Source organism: Pseudovibrio sp. Ad46 (assembly GCF_001623065.1).
Lineage (GTDB): Bacteria > Pseudomonadota > Alphaproteobacteria > Rhizobiales > Stappiaceae > Pseudovibrio.
In genome coordinates this window covers 152,743-170,587 of record NZ_LMCG01000040.1, presented here as the reverse complement: position 1 = coordinate 170,587, position 17,845 = coordinate 152,743, and the positions used below count along the sequence as shown (strand labels likewise).

Below are 17,845 nucleotides of genomic sequence, written 5' to 3'. Positions count from 1 at the left end.
CTTTAGAAAGATAGTTCATGACATCAGCGGCTACGAGAGCTGGCACTGCCAGTTCTGATAATGTGTTGCATGGCGTGCTGCTGATGATGTGCGGGTTGCTCATTCTATCGAGCACCGATGGCGTGGTGAAATACCTCTCAGAGTTTTTCTCTCCTTTGACGGTCGCTTTCTTCCGCTTTGCCGTGCAGCTCGTCATAATTCTGGCGATTGCTACTTTTCAAAAACGGAGCTGGCTCAGTCTTTTGAAAGAGACCACCCTGCCCTTGTTCTGCCGTGGCTTGCTGCTTGCGGTGGGCTCGGTGTTCATTGTGTTTGGGTTGAAGTACTTGCCATTGACAGATGCGACGGCAATTTTCTTTGTGCAGCCGGTTATTCTTGTTGTTCTGTCCTCAGTCTTTCTGAAGGAGAGAGTTGGTCCAAAACGTTGGCTGGCGGTATTGATTGGGTTTGCTGGTGTGCTTGTGATCATGCGCCCCGGCACCGGCGTTTTCCAACCGGCGAGCCTTCTCGTTTTAGCTGCTGCTTTTACATTTGCCTGCTATCTGATGCTGACACGCAAGCTCTCCGGGCAATCCTCTCAGCTCGCCATACAGTTCGCGACTGGCTTTGCTGGAAGTCTCTTTATTTTGCCGATCATCATTTATGCTTGGCTGACTGGTTTTGGTGGAGATCTGGTGATTGTCAATCAGGATGCCAATTTTACGCTGCCAACAATCCTGTTGTTCTGTCTTGGTGCCACTGGCCTGATCGCGCATGTTCTGCTGGTCAAAGCCTTTGAGAGAGCACCGGCATCTGTATTGGCTCCAATCAATTACGTTGAAATTTTCTCGGCAACTACAATCGGTTACCTGGTCTTCAATGAAATCCCAGACGAGTTTGTCTGGGTTGGCGTTGGTATGCTCATCTGCAGCGGACTGATACTTGCAAATGCAGAGAGAAAACCCTCTCCCTCATAATATTGAGGGGCGGAACAGATACTCTTTAGATAACTGCACTGAATAGCCTGCTACCGGCACTTTCTTTTGGTTGCGCAAAGGAATAGCTGGTGCGTCAATATAGGCCCTTACCCTCTGCGCTGGCTTTGATATGTCAGCGTATCCCCATTATCCGAGAGCAACATGACAACAACAACCGCCTCGACAGATAGTCATACCTCCAATGCCGGGCTACATGGCATTCTGTTTATGGTCGCCGGAATGTCTCTGGCCCCCCTGATGGATGGCACAGCCAAGTATCTCAGTGCGTTCATTTCGCCGGTTGAGGTGTCGCTTGGCCGCTTCCTGTGTCAGGCGATTATTGTTCTCGTGATTGCGGGTTTCATGGGCCGTTCGTTCGGCTCTTTGATGAAAGAGGTCAACCGTATTCAGCTGGTGCGCGGTGCTTGTCTCGCAATTTGCTCAATCTTCTTCTTCACCTCTCTTAAGTACATGCCTTTGGCGGATGCGATTGCGATTTTCTTTGTGCAGCCGATGATCCTGACTGTACTTTCGGCTGTTGTTTTGAAGGAAAAAGTAGGTGTGCGCCGTTGGGCAGCTGTTGTGGTTGGCATGATCGGGGCTCTGATCATTATCCGTCCAGGGTCGAGCGCGTTGGGTTGGCCATCTCTGTTGCCCCTTGCTGCCGCGACCTCCTTTGCAGTTTATCTTGTTCTGACACGCAAACTGGCAGGGAGTGCCTCTTTGCTTGGCATTCAGTTTGCGACAGGTGTTGCTGGTGTTTTGACGCTGACACCGCTTGTTATCATCGCAAGCCTGCTTGGGTTTGAAGCTGCTGCATGGACGACACCAGACCTCACTCACCTGCCGCTGTTCGTGTTGATGGGCATTATCTCGTTTGCCTCACACGGGTGTATCGTGCTTGCGTTTGACCGAGCCCCTGCCTCCGTTCTTGCACCGCTCAGCTATACAGAGATCATCAGTGCAACGATTGTGGGCTTCGTGCTGTTTGGGGACATTCCGGACATGTTTGTCTGGCTGGGTGTGGCTTTGATCTCAGGTGGCGGGCTTTACATTGCACACCGTGAACGGACAGCTGCGAAGCGTCAGGCGGAGAGCGAAGAGCTTGTCGACAGTTCACCCAAGCGCCATTACTGACTTCAGCGTGGCAGCTCCAGTCTTCAGGAAAAATGTCCTTGGTCTTGAGAATATTGAGCTTTGTTGTTAGAGGCTCTTTATTCCTAGGATAAGCGCTGCTAAAAGCACTCATTATGTTAGCCGAGTTTGAAGATAACAGGACTACTCCTTTGACCTTACTCAAGGTGTGCCAATTTCGAATTATTGGCCCGGCCTTCAGTTGAGACGCCCGCTGGCGCCCTGAAGTACCGGGAGACCTCCAACCGTCACAGAGACGGCGGGATTTTCAAACTTGCGCAAATTCCTGCGCTTTACCAAATGCCTATGGGCAAACAAATGCCCACATAAGCGGACTGCCAAATGACCGATACACCGAGCCGCGATTATTCGGACACGCTCAACCTGCCTAAAACTGATTTCCCAATGCGGGCAGGCCTTCCAAAGAATGAACCTAAGATCCTCGCCAAATGGTTGGACAAGGACCTTTACAAGGTGATGCGCGATCAATCTGCGGGTCGCCCTAAGTTCATCCTGCATGATGGCCCTCCTTATGCGAACGGCAACATCCATATTGGTCATGCGCTGAACAAGACCCTGAAGGACATCATCAATCGCTCCATGCAGATGCAGGGCTTTGATGCGAACTACGTTCCTGGCTGGGATTGTCATGGTCTGCCGATCGAATGGAAGATCGAAGAGCAGTATCGCAAAAAAGGCAAAAACAAAGACGCTGTGCCGATCAACGAATTCCGTAAGGAATGCCGTGAGTTTGCGGACAAGTGGATCGATGTTCAGCGCGAAGAATTCAAGCGCCTTGGTATTGAAGCAGACTGGGACAACCCATATCTGACCATGCGCTACGACAGTGAAGCTGTGATTGCGAAAGAACTGATGAAGTTCGCAACATCCGGCCAGTTGTACCGTGGCTCCAAGCCTGTGATGTGGTCCATCGTTGAGAAGACTGCTCTTGCTGAAGCGGAAGTGGAGTATGAAGACCATATCTCCCACACTATCTGGGTAACCTTCCCGATTGTGTCCGGTAATGAAGCGCTGATCGGCAAGAAAGTCGTTATCTGGACAACCACTCCATGGACCATCCCTGCGAACCGCGCGATCTCCTTCTCTAACGACATCAGCTATGGCATCTTCAAAGTGACTGAAGCTGCTGAAGACAACTGGGCGAAAGTTGGCGAAGAGTTCATTATTGCTGACAAGCTTGCTGAGTCTGTTTTCGAAGCCTCCCGCGTTGATGCCTATGAGCGTGTTTCCGATGTTGATGTGAGCACAATCGAATACTGCGCGCATCCGCTGCGTGGTGCTGAAGGCGCTGGCGACTACTTCGACTTCAACGTGCCGATGCTTGCCGGTGAGCATGTCACCGATGATGCTGGTACTGGCTTCGTGCACACCGCTCCTGGTCATGGTCAGGAAGATTTCCAGATGTTCCTGGACAACCGGGAAGCCTTTGCAAGAGCTGGTACTGAGCAGGTTCCGATGACCGTTCAGCCGGATGGCTCCTACTATCCGCATGTACCGCTGTTTGAAGGCAAGTACATCCTGGACCGTAAAGGCAAGGAAGGCTCCACCAACAAAGCTGTTATCGAAAAGCTGACAGAAGTTGGCGGTCTGATGGCTCGTGGGCGTGTGAAGCACTCCTACCCACACTCCTGGCGCTCTAAAGCACCGCTGATCTTCCGTAACACGCCGCAGTGGTTTGTTTACATGGACAAGGAACTTTCCGAGGAAGCCAAAGGGGACACACTGCGTGCCCGAGCGCTGAAGGCAATTTCTGAGACCCGTTTTGTGCCAGCAACCGGTCAGAACCGTCTGAATGCCATGATCGAAGCCCGCCCTGACTGGGTTCTTTCCCGTCAGCGCGCATGGGGCGTGCCGATCACCGTGCTTGTGAACAAGGAAACTGGTGAAGTTTTGAAGGACGAAGCGGTCAACGCACGTATCTTTGAAGCCTTCCAGAATGAAGGTGCGGATGCATGGTTTGAAGAAGGCGCAACACAGCGCTTCCTTGGCGATGCATATGATGCTGAGAACTTCGAGAAAGTCGAGGACATCCTCGACGTGTGGTTCGATTCCGGTTCAACACACGCCTTCTGCATGGAACGCCGTGAAGACCTGAACCCGAACCGTAAAGGTTTGGGTGGTGACGACTACGTTCTGTACCTTGAAGGTACCGATCAGCACCGTGGCTGGTTCCACTCTTCCCTGCTGGAAAGCTGTGGTACTCGCGGTCATGCACCATATGATGCTGTTCTTACCCACGGTTTCACCATGGATGAGCAGGGCCGCAAGATGTCCAAGTCTTTGGGCAATACGGTTGCACCTCAGGACGTCATCAAGCAGTACGGCGCTGACATTCTGCGTTTGTGGGTTGGTTCTGTCGATTATGCTGAAGACCAGCGTATCGGCCCTGAGATCATCAAGACCAACGTTGATGCCTACCGCAAGATGCGTAACACTCTGCGCTTCATGCTTGGGTCTCTTGGTCACTATGACGGCGAAGAGATTGCTCTTGCTGACATGAATGAGCTTGAGCTGTTGATGCTGCACCGTCTGGCCGAGCTGGATGTGCTGGTTCGTGATGCCTATCAGGCGTTCGACAGCAAGCGCGTGTTCTCTGCTCTGTTTAACTTCATGACTGTTGAACTGTCCGCGTTCTACTTCGATATCCGCAAGGATGCGCTGTATTGCGATGCTCCATCTTCCACGAAGCGCAAAGCCTCTCTTTATGTGATTGAGCAGCTGTTCCGTCATCTAACCATGTGGCTGGCACCAATTCTGCCATTCACCATGGAAGAGAGCTGGAGCTACCGTTACGGTGAAGCGACAACTTCTGTGCACCTGCAGCAGTTCCCTGCTGTTTCTTCCGCGTGGAGAAACGATGAGCTGGCAGCGAAGTGGGAGAAGGTTCGTGCGGTGCGCCGTGTGATCACTGGTGCATTGGAAATTGAGCGCCGTGAAAAACGGATCGGTTCTTCTTTGGAAGCACATCCAACCGTTTACATCTCAGATGCAGACCTGATGGCTGCTCTGGACGGGCTGGACGTTGCAGAAATCGCGATCACATCCCAGCTGAACCTGTCCTCTGACAGCGCTCCTGAAGGTGCGTTCACGTTGGAAGACACTGCTGGTGTTGGCGTTGTGCCGGGTCTTGCTGAGGGCAACAAGTGTGCCCGCTCCTGGAAGATCCTGCCAGAAGTTGGTGCAGACGCTGAGTATCCTGAGCTGACACTGCGCGATGCGGATGCAATGCGCGAGCTGGATGGCACGACTGTTTAAGCGAACGATGTGACGAGGGAATTAACCTTGAAGAAACTGAAGTTTTGGGGACATCACAGTTCTCTCGTCCTCCTCCTTGCCATAGCTGGTCTGGTTGTTGATCAGATTGCCAAGTTCTGGGCTGTCGCTCATTTCTCAGGTGGCGGTATTCCTACAATCCCGGTAGGCCCTTTTCTGGATCTGGTTCTGGTCTGGAACAAAGGCGTTTCCTACGGATTTTTCCAGCAAACGACAGAGCTTGGCCGCTGGGGATTGGCAGCCTTTACGGTTGTTGCCTCAGTTTTCATCTGGTTCTGGAGTGCGCGCGCAAGTAACCGGCTGGAAGGTTTCTGCCTCGGGCTGGTTCTCTCCGGCGCCCTGAGCAATGGTTTTGACCGCCTCTATTATGGCAAAGTCGTCGATTACCTCTATTTCCATGTTGGGGAATTTTCCTGGTACGTCTTCAATCTTGCCGATGCATGGATTGTTATTGGCGCTGCTGGTTTGCTGCTCGACACCTTATTTATTGGCAAAAATAAGGATAGCCGGCCCTAAAACTGCCTAATTCTCAATTATATGTGGGGAATATCGGGTGCTTCTGGGCATAACTACACACTTAGGGCCTTCATGGTTTCGTGATTCCTGTTTTAAGGTGGCATCACTGGATTATGAGGACTACAGATTTCGCAGGCTGTCATTTGACCCGTGATGCCTGTCAAACGCCGTTTTGATGGTGATCGGGAAACAAGGGTAATGAAATTGCAAAGCCGTAGCAAAAAATTCGTTGTTCGGGCCACTTTTGTTTGCGGGCTCTCTCTCGCACTATCCGCCTGTATGACAGGTAATGGTGACTTCGATGATGGCACTGAAACCACCGATTTGAGTTTGATGACTGGTGTCTTGAGCGCCGTTGGTCTTGAGTCTCAGAAAAACACTGACATCAAGTACAAAGAGCGTGCTCCGCTTGTTATGCCGACACAGGCTGGCAACCTTCCGCAGCCTGATTCCCGCAAGCTTTCTGAAGTCGCTAGCAACTGGCCGGTTGACCGCTCCAAGGAAGAACTTGAAGAGATCCGCGCGTTCTACAAGGTAGAGCCAGGTGAGCCTTTGAGCATTGAGCAAATGCGCGGTCATCCTGCGCTGAAAAAAGCAGCAGCTCGTCCTCGCGATTTCGCAGCTGAGAAACGTCAGCAGCAGCTTCTTGATGGTGACAAGCTGAGCCCGACTGAACTGGCAGCTCTTGGCAGGCAGTATCAGGACGCTAAAAAACAGCTTGGTGGCAAGGATGTGGAAGCACCTATTTGCGCACCTGGCGATCCAAGTTGTACGCCGACACGCAAATACCTGACCGAGCCTCCAGTGGCTTACTCCACTCCTGTTGCAGGCGTTGCTTTTGCGACCCCGGAAGTGGACGAAAGCGAAGAAGTTCGCAAAAAGCGTGAAGCAGCAGCAATTGAAGATGGCGCTCGTATCGACATGAGCAAGCAGTAAGAACTTCTCTAACAGAGAGTTCAAGTCTTACTGAAAGCCTGAATAAACTATGAAGCAAGCGCGACGATGTTCGCGCTTTTTTCATTATAGCTGCAATAGATTACGAATAATTCACGAGGAGATTAACCACAATCACGGTATAGGTAGGGCAGCTGTGTCCTGCTCATTTTAAAGGGAGCCCCCTACGTGACTGGTCGATCTCTCGCGCTTAAAGCCCTCGCTTTGAGTCTGGTTGTTTTCGCAAGCCCAGTATTGCCCGTGGCTGCGGATACAACAGGGAAAGCTTCAATCGAAGACTTTTCAAAAATACACATCGGCGGAACCGATGTTTCCCAAACCACTCTCGACAACGGCCTTCAGGTGGTTGTCATCCCTGACCGACGCGCCCCGATTGTGACCCACATGGTGTGGTACCGCGTTGGTGGAGCAGATGAAAAACCCGGTAAATCCGGCATCGCGCATTTTCTTGAACATCTCATGTTCAAAGGAACCAAGAATACACCAGAGGGTGAGTTCTCCAAAAAAGTAGCTCAGGTAGGTGGTCAGGAAAACGCTTTCACCTCTCAAGACTACACGGCCTATTATCAGCAGGTTGCCAAAGAGCATCTGGAAATGGTGATGGGCTATGAGGCTGATCGCATGTCCAACCTGATCCTGACTGAAAAGCAGGTTGATCCGGAACGGGATGTGGTGCTCGAAGAGCGTTCCCAACGTGTGGACCGCAGCCCTGCTGCCAGACTATCTGAGACATTCGATCAGGTCCTGTTTCCGAACAGCCCCTACGGTATTCCGGTGATTGGCTGGAAAAACGAAATTCAGGCGCTGAACAAAGACGATGCTATCGCCTTTTACGATAAGTACTACACACCAAACAACGCAATCCTGATTGTTGCCGGTGATGTGACCTCGGAAGACGTTCTGGCCCTCGCCAAGAAGACCTATGGCAAGGTTGAGCAACGTGCAGACCCGGGACCACGTGATCGTCCGCATGTCCAGATCGTGCCAGGCAATCGCGAAGTTAGCCTGCAGAGTGATCAGGTTGCGCAGCCAAGCCTGCAACATGGCTGGATCGTACCAAGCTCGACCACTGCAGAGCCAAGTGACTCTGAAGCTCTTGAAGTGCTTTCAGACATTTTAGGTGGCGGTGCTAACAGCCGGCTTTACAAAGCGCTGGTGATTGAAGGCGAAGTCGCGACCAGTGCTGGTGCCTGGTACCAATCTACCGCTTTGGATGACACCCGCTTCATTCTTTACACCTCTCCCAAAGATGGTGTTGAACTGGAAGAGTTGGAGAAGCGTGCTCTAGCAATCGTGAATGATGTTCTTGAGAATGGTGTGACAGCTGAAGAAGTGGAACGTTCTAAACGCTCTATGCTGGCCTCTGCCATTTACGCGCAAGACAAGCAAGACGTGCTGGCGCGCATCTTTGGGACAGCTCTGACCACAGGCGGTTCTGTTGAGAAGGTTCAGACCTGGCCTGCTCGCATTGCCAAAGTGACACCTGAACAGGTTCAGGCAGTTGCACAGAAGTACCTTAGTGAAACCAGTGTGGCGAGCTATCTGATGCCTGCTGCAAAACCTGAAAATGCAGAGTGAGAGGGGACGCTCGATGAAAGCTAAAGTTCTTATGGCAGCTTCTGCCTCCGCTTCCCGCATGACGGCAAGCTTGTTTGCGTTGCTGGCCTTGTCATTCCTGTTCGTCGCTACCTTTGTGCAGAACAGCCAGGCCATCGAGATTCAAGAGGTTAAAAGCCCTGGAGGGATCACAGCATGGTTGGTAGAAGACTACACTGTTCCGATCATCGCACTGAACTTTGCGTTTGCAGGTGGTAGCTCTCAGGATTCAGATGCAAAGCTGGGTGTGACCAACCTACTGAGCACCATGCTTGATGAAGGGGCTGGTGATCTGGATTCCCAAGCCTTTCAGGGACGCCTTGAAGATCTGACTATGAGTCTGTCCTTCAGTTCTGGCCGCGACTTCTTCTATGGGTCTTTCCAGAGCTTGCAGGCCAATAAAGATCACACCTTCGAGATGCTTCGCCTGGCTGTGAACGAGCCACGTTTTGACAATGATCCGCTTGAGCGGATGAAAGCACAGACGATCTCTGGCATTCGTCGTAGCCTGAAACGCCCAGATGCTCTGGCTGGTCTGAATTTGTCCAAGACCATCTTCCCGGATCACCCTTATGGCCGCCCAAGCCGGGGAACAGAGGACACGGTTGCCAAGCTGACTTCTGACGATCTGAAAACACAGCGCGCAAAGATCTTTGCAAAGGACTCTTTGAAGATTGGCGTTGTGGGAGCCATTAGTGCTGATGAGCTGGCCAGCGTTTTGGACAAAGTCTTTGCAAACTTGCCTGAAAACGGAGATCTGGTTGCCATTCCCAATGTGGAGCCTGTGACAGATAAGGCTGTTCACGTTGACTTTGAGAGCCCACAGACTTCCATTCAGTTCGCTCTGCCGGGTTATGAACGTCATGATCCGAAGTTCATGTCTGCCTTCGTGATGAACCACATTCTGGGTGGTGGCTCCTTCTCCTCATGGCTCTATGACGAAATCCGTGAGCAGCGTGGTCTGGCTTACTCTGTTGGCTCTTATCTGGTTCCTTACAAGCACGCAGCGCTGTTGATGGGGTCCACAGGTACACGCTCGGACAAAGCTGGTGAAGCGATTGATATCATCAAGAAGCAGATGGTGCGTATGGCGCAGACTGGGCCTACTCCAGCTGAACTTGAAGAAGCGAAGTCCTATCTGACTGGCAACTACGCTCTCAACTTTGACAGTTCCAGCAGCATTGCCCGTCAACTGACAGGCATTCAGACCCAGGAGCTGGGCATTGATTACATCGACAAGCGTAATGAGATGGTTGAAGCCGTGACACTGGAAGGTGTTCGTGAGGTTGCTCAGGATATGTTTGACCGCATTGAGCCAACCTTTGTTACGGTTGGCAAACCACTGAACTAACTCTTATTCAAAGCATGAAAACAAGCAGGCGAGTTGATGAAAATCAGCTCGCCTCTTTCTTTAGTGACCGCGGGTTTGGCGCACCTTGCAGAACGTCTGCACGGACAGGACGTGGCGGTGAGAACAGGAAGCCCTGCGCACAGCGGATGTCCATTTCCAGAAGCTCCAGTACAGCGCCTTCGCTCTCCACGTGATCCACGATCAGCTCAATACCATAGCGTTGCAGCAAACTGCCAAAATCAGCCGGATGGATGTTGCTCTTGGCCAGATCATCTTCATGCAACAACAGGCGTGATGCATGCAGCTTTGCAAAGCGGAAGCCGCGATCAGCCAGAGCGCGGAAGTCCATGCGCAGATCGGTGATGCGATCTACAGAGAAACGGAAGCCCAGCTCAGCCAGCGCAGCGAGGCTCTCATACTCAATCGCGCTCATGACGGCGACATCAGCCTGCGAGAACTCGAAGATCAACAGATCTGAGTATGTGTCGTTGGCGCGCACGAACTCCAGAAAGCCCGGGAAGAAGTTTTCATCCATGAGCGTGCTTGGAGACAGGTTACAGAACAAACCTGCTTCTCTGTTGCGGGTTGCCAGACGCTTCAGGATCTGAAGGGAACGGAACAACAAAATGTTGTCGATCGCTGGCATTTGGCCGGTGCGGTCCGCTTCCTGAAGGAACTCGATTGGTTCCAGTGTATCGCCATTGGCTTTGCGCAGACGCGTCAGGGCTTCGTAATAGCGAACACGGCGCTGTGGCAATGTCACGATTGGCTGAAGGTAGAGGTCCACCCTGCCGGCTTCGATGCTTGCACGAATTTCTTCGGCAAGAGCGGCATTGGGGTGATGCATGCGCGGAGCTGCCGGGCGCTTCATCTCTGGTGCGCGCGTCTCAGCAAACGGTTCCTGCACTGCACCCATCGGTTGACTTGCAGCCATTGGTTGGCCTGCTGCGCTCGCAAATGCAGCAGCTGCCTGACTGGCCAGATCAACAGATGGTTCTCTCACCGCGGCCTGCGGAGCGGCCAGGCGCTGAGCTGGTTGAGGCTGAAGCTGTGCTTGCTTGGTGCGCTGGTCCTCGATGGCAATGCCCTGATCTTCGATCCGGGTTTCCATGTCGGCCATGGCTTCGGCCATCTGCTTCACCAGAGAACCGATTACCTCCACTTCAGCAAACAGCGGGTCGATCTCTTCCCGTGTGCGACGCGGAATGTTGTGCTCGACGCCAGTGAGGCGGCCTTCGAGGTTTCCGACATCATCATCGATGACTGCAATCCGCTCTTCCAAGCGATTGACAGCGTCAGATACCGCAGATTTTTCCTGAGAGCGGGTCAACATGAAATGGATGAAGATCATGGTGCACATCGCCGTGAAGGCAACGGTGATGGCCTCGCCAACCGGACGCGCAAAAAGGTAGACCATCACAGTGCCACAAGAGGCCGCAATGGCTGAAATAGAAAACAAAATGGAAATGTTCGCCAAGCGCGTCATATCCTCAAGAGTACCTGTTGGTCCGAATCACAAAATACATACCTGAATTTTGCCGCATTTACTGAGGTCGTTCGAACCCTATACCCATTATATTTCTAGGGAAAACCCGTGTTGTCCCCGCAAGAATGACAATAGAGCTACATATATCATCAGCGCATACGATTTTCGTCACAATCCCGAGCTGAACTTCGGCGCGCGATTCTGGCGAACAATGATATTTATCGGGTAAGAAAGTTGCTCGAAGCGTTCTGCGTGAAAGAAATTAACTGCATAATGCAATCAACCTCGAAAACGAAAAGGGTTTGTTTACCCTGTTTGCACAAACTCAGGGTGTCGAATGATTTTCGACCTGATGTATTGATTTTTGAGGTTGCCTGCCAATGGGATCCCCCAAAGCTACCAATAGGTTTTTGAACGCCTGTGTCGTTGACACTAATCGTGCAGAGGCTCGTAAAACCAGTAGTGCTTTGTCGAAGCATGTTACCAGCGGACAACCTGCGCATGTTCTTGCGAGCAAAGAACATGCTGTCGCCTTTTTGCGACATACCCCAATCAATATCGTTATTGTCGATCTTGAATGCATCGGTGGGGAAGCCGAGCTTTCAGAGATTGTCGCTGCTGCGCCGCGCGCGGTTATGATTGCTGTCAGTGCCAAGGGGTCTGTGAGCCGTGCCATGAATGCCATGCGCAATGGTGCCCATGACTTTTTGACCAAACCTTACACAAGCGAAATGCTTTTGGAGAAACTTGAAGCACATCTGGGTGTCTTCAAGAGAGCGGCACCCTCACCTTCCCTTTCAGCCGCGACTGGCTCTGAGGCGATTGTCTCCAGCGACACGTCTGGAACAGCTGCTCAGTTTGAAGGGTTTGTTGGTGCTTCCAACCGCATGCAAAGCGTTTATGCGCAGATCAACCGGATGGCCACATCCAGCGCACCAGCCTTCATTACCGGAGAATCAGGTACAGGCAAGGAACTGTGTGCACAGGCGCTGCATGCCAGATCGGCACGCAAAGGCGGGCCTTTTGTCGCAATCAACTGTGGAGCGATTCCGGCCAATTTGATGGAGTCCGAGATCTTCGGTCATGCACGCGGTGCCTTTACCGGAGCAGATGAGGCCAGAGCTGGTGCAGCAGAGCTTGCCGATGGGGGAACTTTGTTCCTTGATGAGATCGGTGAAATGGAACTCTGCTTGCAGAGCAAACTTTTGCGTTTCCTTCAGACCGGCTCCATTCAACGGGTTGGAGAGCATAAACCACGCTCGCTGGATCTGCGCGTTATCTGCGCAACCAACAGAGACCCGAAAACAGAGATCACCGCAGGTCGCTTCCGTGAGGACCTGTTCTATCGTCTCCACGTGCTGCCGATCCGCCTGCCCGCTCTTCGGGAGCGCCGCGAGGACATACCGTCCCTCGCTCAAACATTCCTGAAGAAGTATGCAGCAGAAGAAAATCGCAGATTTCAGCGTTTTTCGACCTATGCAGAAGCTCTTTTGTTGCAGCACAGCTGGCCGGGTAACGTGCGCGAACTGGAGAATGTCATTCGCCAGCTTGTGGTCATGAATGACGGTGATGAAGTCACTGAACTCATGCTCTCTCCTTTACTGCGTGACCAGGCTGTTCCTGTTCTTTCCGAGATTGCCTTCAGCACAAGCGAACCGATGCCTTCCATGGGGCGGTCAATCGAACCGCTGTGGTTTCAGGAAAAGCAGATTATCGAGACCACGCTTGAAACTTTTGACGGCAACATTGCCCTTGCAGCTGCCGCCTTGGAAATCAGCCCCTCGACCATCTACCGGAAGAAGCAATCCTGGGCTGAACGAGCCGGTGCCTGATCAATTGCGTGGTAATTGCTTAACCATCGCATGAGGAATGTCTTCGTGACGCATATCTAAGCTGCCTCAACAAATGGGGCAGTATTGTCTCCCTTAGATTTAAGAGCTATACCACCGCCAAGAATCAGGTGAGTGCCGCAGATATTGTGTTCTGCTGGCTCTAGGGGGCTAACAATGCCATTTACAGTGAGAGGGATGTCAGCTTACGCAAAAGCTGCAGCCTGTTCTATTTTTGCGGTTGCTTTGTTGGGTAGCGCTGCATCTGCTGAAGACAAGAGTGCGCCGAGCGCTGGCTTTAAAGCTGCTCAGGACGCCTACACCATTGCCTGGCAGCAGCAGCCACTCGCTTTTACGGCAGCAAAATTCATCGCACTACCAGCTGAGAGTTATGGGGCTTACACACCCCTAGAGACGGCAGAGTTCCAGAGCGGTGATCCATTGACCGTTTATGCTGAGCCTGTTGGCTTCTCTTACAAAGAAATGGGCAGCACATATGCGATTGATCTGAGCGTTGACTTTGAACTGCGCAACACCACTGGTCAGGTGCTTGCTTCGCAGGACGGGTTTACCGCCTTGCACTCCGCAAGCTTCAACCAAATCCGCGAGTATCAGACATCTTTGAGCTTCAACCTTAAAGGGCTGCAAGCTGGAGACTATGTGCTGAAGGTGCAGTTTAACGACGAGAACTCGGAAAAGTCCGGCAGCTTTGAGCTTCCGTTTTCCATGAAGGACGCGCCTCTTCAGAATTAGAGCATGTTGCGTTCATATGCATTCACGCACCAAGCTCTAACTCTTTAATTTTGCGCGTATTCTTATCCAAAAACCGGAACCACTTTTCGGGAACACGCTCTAAGACCTGAAAGCTTCCTGTTAAAGTTCAAAAGCTGGCTTTGATCTTAAAGCCGGCTTTTCTTTTGCGCTGATTCCGGAAATTCCCGTGCAGGCAGCACAGACAGTCCATTCGTCTAGGGTGAGTTGAGACTGTCCCAGATTGCCCCCAATTTCTCGCAGTATTCCTATATTTTTTGCGCTCCAGAATATTTTTTTGCCGCTCTCTCCTTGACTATACCAGAGGGTGAAACTACATCATTTCACGGTTGTTAGCACTCTGCCTTTGGGAGTGCTAATCACTGTGGGCCCGCAAGGTTTCACCCACTCTCAAAGTTTTTAACCTTCGCGTCCGGGCGTTGCCTAAAAGGGGCGCTCGCGTATGAGAGGAAGAGCCAATTATGAAGTTTCGTCCGCTACACGACCGTGTTGTCGTTCGCCGCATTGAGTCTGAAGAAAAAACAGCTGGTGGCATCATCATTCCTGACACTGCAAAAGAAAAGCCACAGGAAGGCGAAGTTATCGCTGTTGGCGCTGGCGCACGTAAGGACAACGGTGAGCTGATCGCTATCGACGTTAAAGCTGGTGACCGCGTTCTGTTCGGCAAATGGTCCGGTACTGAAGTTAAGATCGACGGTGAAGACCTGCTGATCATGAAGGAATCCGACATCATGGGTATCCTGGCTTAATTCCAGGCCATTGTTGAGACCCCACGATCCCTTCTGTTATTCAAGAATTTAAGTGAGACAAAACCATGGCTGCTAAAGAAGTCAAATTCGGCTCCGATGCCCGCGACAAGATGCTTAAAGGCGTCGACATCCTTGCAAACGCTGTAAAAGTTACCCTCGGCCCTAAAGGTCGTAACGTTGTTCTGGATAAAGCATTCGGCGCACCACGCATCACCAAAGACGGTGTTTCTGTTGCGAAGGAAATCGAACTTGAAGACAAGTTCGAAAACATGGGCGCACAGATGGTGCGTGAAGTTGCTTCCAAAACCAACGACATTGCTGGTGACGGTACAACAACTGCGACAGTTCTGGCGCAGGCTATCGTTAAAGAAGGTGCAAAGTTCGTTGCTGCTGGCATGAACCCAATGGACCTGAAGCGCGGCGTTGACATGGCAACTGCTGCTGCTGTTGCAGACCTGACCGCACGTTCCAAGTCTATCTCTTCTACTGACGAAGTTGCACAGGTTGGCACTATCTCTGCTAACGGCGACACCCAGATCGGCGAAGACATTGCTGAAGCAATGCAGCGCGTTGGCAACGAAGGTGTTATCACCGTTGAAGAAGCTAAGTCTCTTGAGACCGAGCTTGAAGTTGTTGAAGGTATGCAGTTCGACCGCGGTTACCTTTCTCCATACTTCGTCACCAACGCTGAAAAGATGATTGCTGACCTGGAAAAGCCACTTATTCTCCTTCACGAGAAAAAGCTTTCCAACTTGCAGCCAATGCTTCCAATCCTTGAAAGCGCTGTTCAGTCTTCCCGCCCACTCATCATCATCGCTGAAGATGTTGAAGGTGAAGCACTGGCAACTCTCGTAGTGAACAAACTGCGTGGTGGCCTGAAGATTGCTGCTGTTAAGGCTCCTGGCTTCGGCGACCGTCGTAAAGCAATGCTCGAAGACATCGCTATCCTGACTGGTGGTACCGTGATCTCTGACGATCTGGGCATCAAGCTGGAAAATGTCACCATCGACATGCTCGGCACTGCAGACAAGGTGAACATCACCAAAGAAACCACTACCATTGTTGATGGTGCTGGCGAAAAAGCTGACATCGAAGCACGCGTTTCCCAGATCAAAGCCCAGATTGAAGAAACTTCTTCTGACTACGACCGCGAGAAGCTGCAGGAACGTCTTGCTAAGCTTGCTGGCGGTGTTGCAGTTATCCGCGTTGGTGGTGCAACCGAAGTAGAAGTTAAAGAGAAAAAAGACCGCATCGACGATGCCCTAAACGCAACACGCGCTGCTGTTGAAGAAGGTATCGTACCAGGTGGTGGTTGTGCTCTTCTTCGTGCAAAAGCTGCTGTTGAGAAAGTATCTTCCGAGAACGTTGACATTGAAGCTGGTATCAAGATCGTTCTGCGCGCTCTTGAAGCTCCGCTTCGCCAGATCTCTGAAAACTCTGGTGTTGAAGGTTCCATCGTTGTTGGCAAAATCCAGGACAACATTGCGGATGAGACCTTCGGCTTCAATGCTCAGACCGAAGAATATGTCAACATGATTGAAGCTGGCATCATCGATCCAACTAAGGTTGTTCGTACTGCTCTTCAGGATGCTGCATCTGTAGCTGGTCTGCTGATCACTACTGAGGCAATGGTTGCTGAACTGCCTAAGAAAGACTCCGGCCCAGCAATGCCTCCAATGGACGGCGGCATGGGCGGCATGGGCGGCATGGGCTTCTAAGCCAAGCCAACCAACGCTTAAACGAATTAGGGCATCCTTCGGGGTGCCCTTTTTTGCATTGTCACGATCAGCTTCAGCTAGGAAATAACAACTCATGAGTGAACTAAAACAAAAACATCATGAAATTTGGCAAGCAGTCAAAGACCAGATGTCTGACACTAAACTTCCGATTAAACTGAGAAATAATGTTCCCGACGGAAGTTACTACGACATCAAGTTTGGCATACCGAACGCTTATCTAAGTCTCCATTATCTGGATGAAGAAAACTGCGCGAAAGTTATGATCAACTTTCGGAATGAGCCCGGCGAGGCCTACTTCAAAGAACTGCTAGGCCAAAAAGAACATGTAGAGACAGCGATCGGCGCGTCACTTGATTGGGACCCTGCTGAACATGCTCGATATTGCAGCATCGTGTTATGGAAGAGAGATGTTGATCTTGGCACCAACACGACAATGCCTGAGCTTGCAGACTGGTATGTAACCTGGCTCGGAAACTTCCATATGGCACTCTTCCCGCTGCTCTCTGCCATTCCCAAGTAGCAATCGAAATGAAAGCACCTGAAATGGTGCTCTTATTTTTTGTATTACGCTTCAACTTACTCGAGTTTTAAACTCTCACCCTGATCTACCAATCTGCTTTGGCTGACAATCGGAGGAATTTCCTATGAAAAATCGTGTGGCGATGGTCTTTGGTGCAACTGGGCTGATTGGTTCTGAGGTGGTTCGGCTGCTGCTTGCCAGTGAGGCGTATGACGAGGTTCATGCAGTTGTGCGCAGAGATCCAGAGATTGAAGATGATAAGCTTCGTTTGCATCTGACCGATTTCAGCGATCTTGCCAGCTTTCAACTGCCAATGAACGTGACGGATGTGTTCTGCTGTCTGGGGACCACGCTGAAGACAGCCGGCTCAAAAGAAGCGTTTTACGCGATTGACTTCCAGCTTGCCTACGACCTTACGCGGTTGGCGCGTGAAGCTGGTGCTGAGCAGTTTCTCATGGTTTCTTCGATTGGTGCAGCAGCGGGCAGTTCCAACTCCTATCTGAAGGTCAAAGGGGAGCTTGAAGAGGCAGTTCGCACGCTCGCTTTCCCTTCAACAAAAGTGTTCCGACCCTCATTGTTGCTGGGTGAGCGTCAGGAGCAACGCTTTGCTGAGGGGATTGCCGCGTCGGTGTTGCCACGGCTGTCGTTTCTCTTTAAAGGCCCTTTGCGCAAATATCGTCCAATTGAGGGGTCAGCAGTTGCACGCGCACTTGTTGCCGCTGCGCTTGAAGGCGGGAATGGTTTCAGCATTCTGCAAGGCGACGAGATTGCCGATAGAGCTGGCTGAGCAAAATCTTATCCCCCTCGCCCAAATCACCCGCCATACTAATCCTATGTCCACGTACACGGGCAGCTGGCGGAGCGACCGTCAGTGTGGCGTGGGCTGGGCGGGGCTACCGGGAGGCGTAACGCATCTTCCGGCGGGTCCGTTGAAACACCCCTTGAAAGTC

Annotated in this window: 14 protein-coding genes; 13 read left to right on the top strand and 1 reads right to left on the bottom strand. The window is 51.7% G+C overall.

Going from position 1 to position 17,845, the window contains the following annotated elements; translation table 11 throughout:
• Positions 1-17: 17 nt before the first annotated feature.
• The 7 genes from PsAD46_RS07745 (at position 18) to PsAD46_RS07715 (ending at position 9,801) form a co-directional block, all read left to right on the top strand.
• A complete protein-coding gene (locus PsAD46_RS07745; protein WP_063306543.1) occupies positions 18-956 on the top strand; it encodes a DMT family transporter in 939 nt (312 codons plus the stop codon).
• Between the two features lie 162 nt (positions 957-1,118).
• Entirely contained in the window at positions 1,119-2,093 is a 975-nt protein-coding gene (locus PsAD46_RS07740; RefSeq protein WP_057464059.1) for a DMT family transporter, read from the top strand.
• Between the two features lie 339 nt (positions 2,094-2,432).
• Entirely contained in the window at positions 2,433-5,366 is a 2,934-nt protein-coding gene (gene ileS / locus PsAD46_RS07735) for an isoleucine--tRNA ligase (RefSeq protein ID WP_063306542.1), read from the top strand.
• Positions 5,367-5,393: 27 nt separating this feature from the next.
• On the top strand, positions 5,394-5,900 hold the full coding sequence (lspA, locus tag PsAD46_RS07730; RefSeq protein ID WP_057464062.1) for a signal peptidase II: 507 nt from the start codon (positions 5,394-5,396) through the stop codon (positions 5,898-5,900).
• Positions 5,901-6,098: 198 nt separating this feature from the next.
• A complete protein-coding gene (locus tag PsAD46_RS07725; protein WP_208980502.1) occupies positions 6,099-6,836 on the top strand; it encodes a hypothetical protein in 738 nt (245 codons plus the stop codon).
• Positions 6,837-7,022: 186 nt separating this feature from the next.
• Positions 7,023-8,432, top strand: coding sequence for a pitrilysin family protein (locus PsAD46_RS07720; protein ID WP_063287163.1), 1,410 nt, complete (start codon positions 7,023-7,025; stop codon positions 8,430-8,432).
• A 13-nt stretch (positions 8,433-8,445) separates the two neighbouring features.
• Entirely contained in the window at positions 8,446-9,801 is a 1,356-nt protein-coding gene (locus PsAD46_RS07715; RefSeq protein ID WP_063306541.1) for a pitrilysin family protein, read from the top strand.
• A 43-nt stretch (positions 9,802-9,844) separates the two neighbouring features.
• Here the strand turns inward: PsAD46_RS07715 and PsAD46_RS07710 are convergent, their stop codons facing one another.
• A complete protein-coding gene (locus tag PsAD46_RS07710; RefSeq protein WP_063293708.1) occupies positions 9,845-11,287 on the bottom strand; it encodes an EAL domain-containing protein in 1,443 nt (480 codons plus the stop codon).
• 380 nt (positions 11,288-11,667) lie between these two features.
• Here PsAD46_RS07710 and PsAD46_RS07705 point away from each other — a divergent pair, with 380 nt between their 5' ends.
• From PsAD46_RS07705 to PsAD46_RS07680, 6 genes are all read left to right on the top strand, one after another.
• Entirely contained in the window at positions 11,668-13,119 is a 1,452-nt protein-coding gene (locus PsAD46_RS07705; RefSeq protein ID WP_063293707.1) for a sigma-54 dependent transcriptional regulator, read from the top strand.
• A 174-nt stretch (positions 13,120-13,293) separates the two neighbouring features.
• Positions 13,294-13,869, top strand: a complete 576-nt coding sequence (locus PsAD46_RS07700) for a hypothetical protein (protein WP_063293706.1) — start codon at positions 13,294-13,296, stop codon at positions 13,867-13,869.
• A gap of 479 nt (positions 13,870-14,348) precedes the next feature.
• The gene (groES, locus tag PsAD46_RS07695; protein ID WP_057464068.1) at positions 14,349-14,636 is read left to right on the top strand and encodes a co-chaperone GroES; all 288 of its coding nucleotides are present in this window, start codon (positions 14,349-14,351) and stop codon (positions 14,634-14,636) included.
• Between the two features lie 65 nt (positions 14,637-14,701).
• Positions 14,702-16,354, top strand: a complete 1,653-nt coding sequence (groL, locus tag PsAD46_RS07690) for a chaperonin GroEL (protein WP_063302469.1) — start codon at positions 14,702-14,704, stop codon at positions 16,352-16,354.
• A 94-nt stretch (positions 16,355-16,448) separates the two neighbouring features.
• Positions 16,449-16,895, top strand: a complete 447-nt coding sequence (locus tag PsAD46_RS07685; protein ID WP_063306540.1) for a DUF4268 domain-containing protein — start codon at positions 16,449-16,451, stop codon at positions 16,893-16,895.
• Positions 16,896-17,019: 124 nt separating this feature from the next.
• On the top strand, positions 17,020-17,682 hold the full coding sequence (locus PsAD46_RS07680; RefSeq protein ID WP_063306539.1) for an NAD-dependent epimerase/dehydratase family protein: 663 nt from the start codon (positions 17,020-17,022) through the stop codon (positions 17,680-17,682).
• The last annotated feature ends 163 nt before the right edge of the window (positions 17,683-17,845 follow it).

Bases quoted from the DNA above. Each gene is read 5' to 3' on its own strand.
- PsAD46_RS07710 (WP_063293708.1), bottom strand. From the start codon at position 11,287: ATGACGCGCTTGGCGAACATTTCCATTTTGTTTTCTATTTCAGCCATT.
- PsAD46_RS07740 (WP_057464059.1), top strand. From the start codon at position 1,119: ATGACAACAACAACCGCCTCGACAGATAGTCATACCTCCAATGCCGGG.
- PsAD46_RS07705 (WP_063293707.1), top strand. From the start codon at position 11,668: ATGGGATCCCCCAAAGCTACCAATAGGTTTTTGAACGCCTGTGTCGTT.
- ileS (WP_063306542.1), top strand. From the start codon at position 2,433: ATGACCGATACACCGAGCCGCGATTATTCGGACACGCTCAACCTGCCT.
- groL (WP_063302469.1), top strand. From the start codon at position 14,702: ATGGCTGCTAAAGAAGTCAAATTCGGCTCCGATGCCCGCGACAAGATG.
- PsAD46_RS07725 (WP_208980502.1), top strand. From the start codon at position 6,099: ATGAAATTGCAAAGCCGTAGCAAAAAATTCGTTGTTCGGGCCACTTTT.
- PsAD46_RS07700 (WP_063293706.1), top strand. From the start codon at position 13,294: ATGCCATTTACAGTGAGAGGGATGTCAGCTTACGCAAAAGCTGCAGCC.
- PsAD46_RS07715 (WP_063306541.1), top strand. From the start codon at position 8,446: ATGAAAGCTAAAGTTCTTATGGCAGCTTCTGCCTCCGCTTCCCGCATG.
- groES (WP_057464068.1), top strand. From the start codon at position 14,349: ATGAAGTTTCGTCCGCTACACGACCGTGTTGTCGTTCGCCGCATTGAG.
- PsAD46_RS07745 (WP_063306543.1), top strand. From the start codon at position 18: ATGACATCAGCGGCTACGAGAGCTGGCACTGCCAGTTCTGATAATGTG.
- PsAD46_RS07685 (WP_063306540.1), top strand. From the start codon at position 16,449: ATGAGTGAACTAAAACAAAAACATCATGAAATTTGGCAAGCAGTCAAA.
- PsAD46_RS07680 (WP_063306539.1), top strand. From the start codon at position 17,020: ATGAAAAATCGTGTGGCGATGGTCTTTGGTGCAACTGGGCTGATTGGT.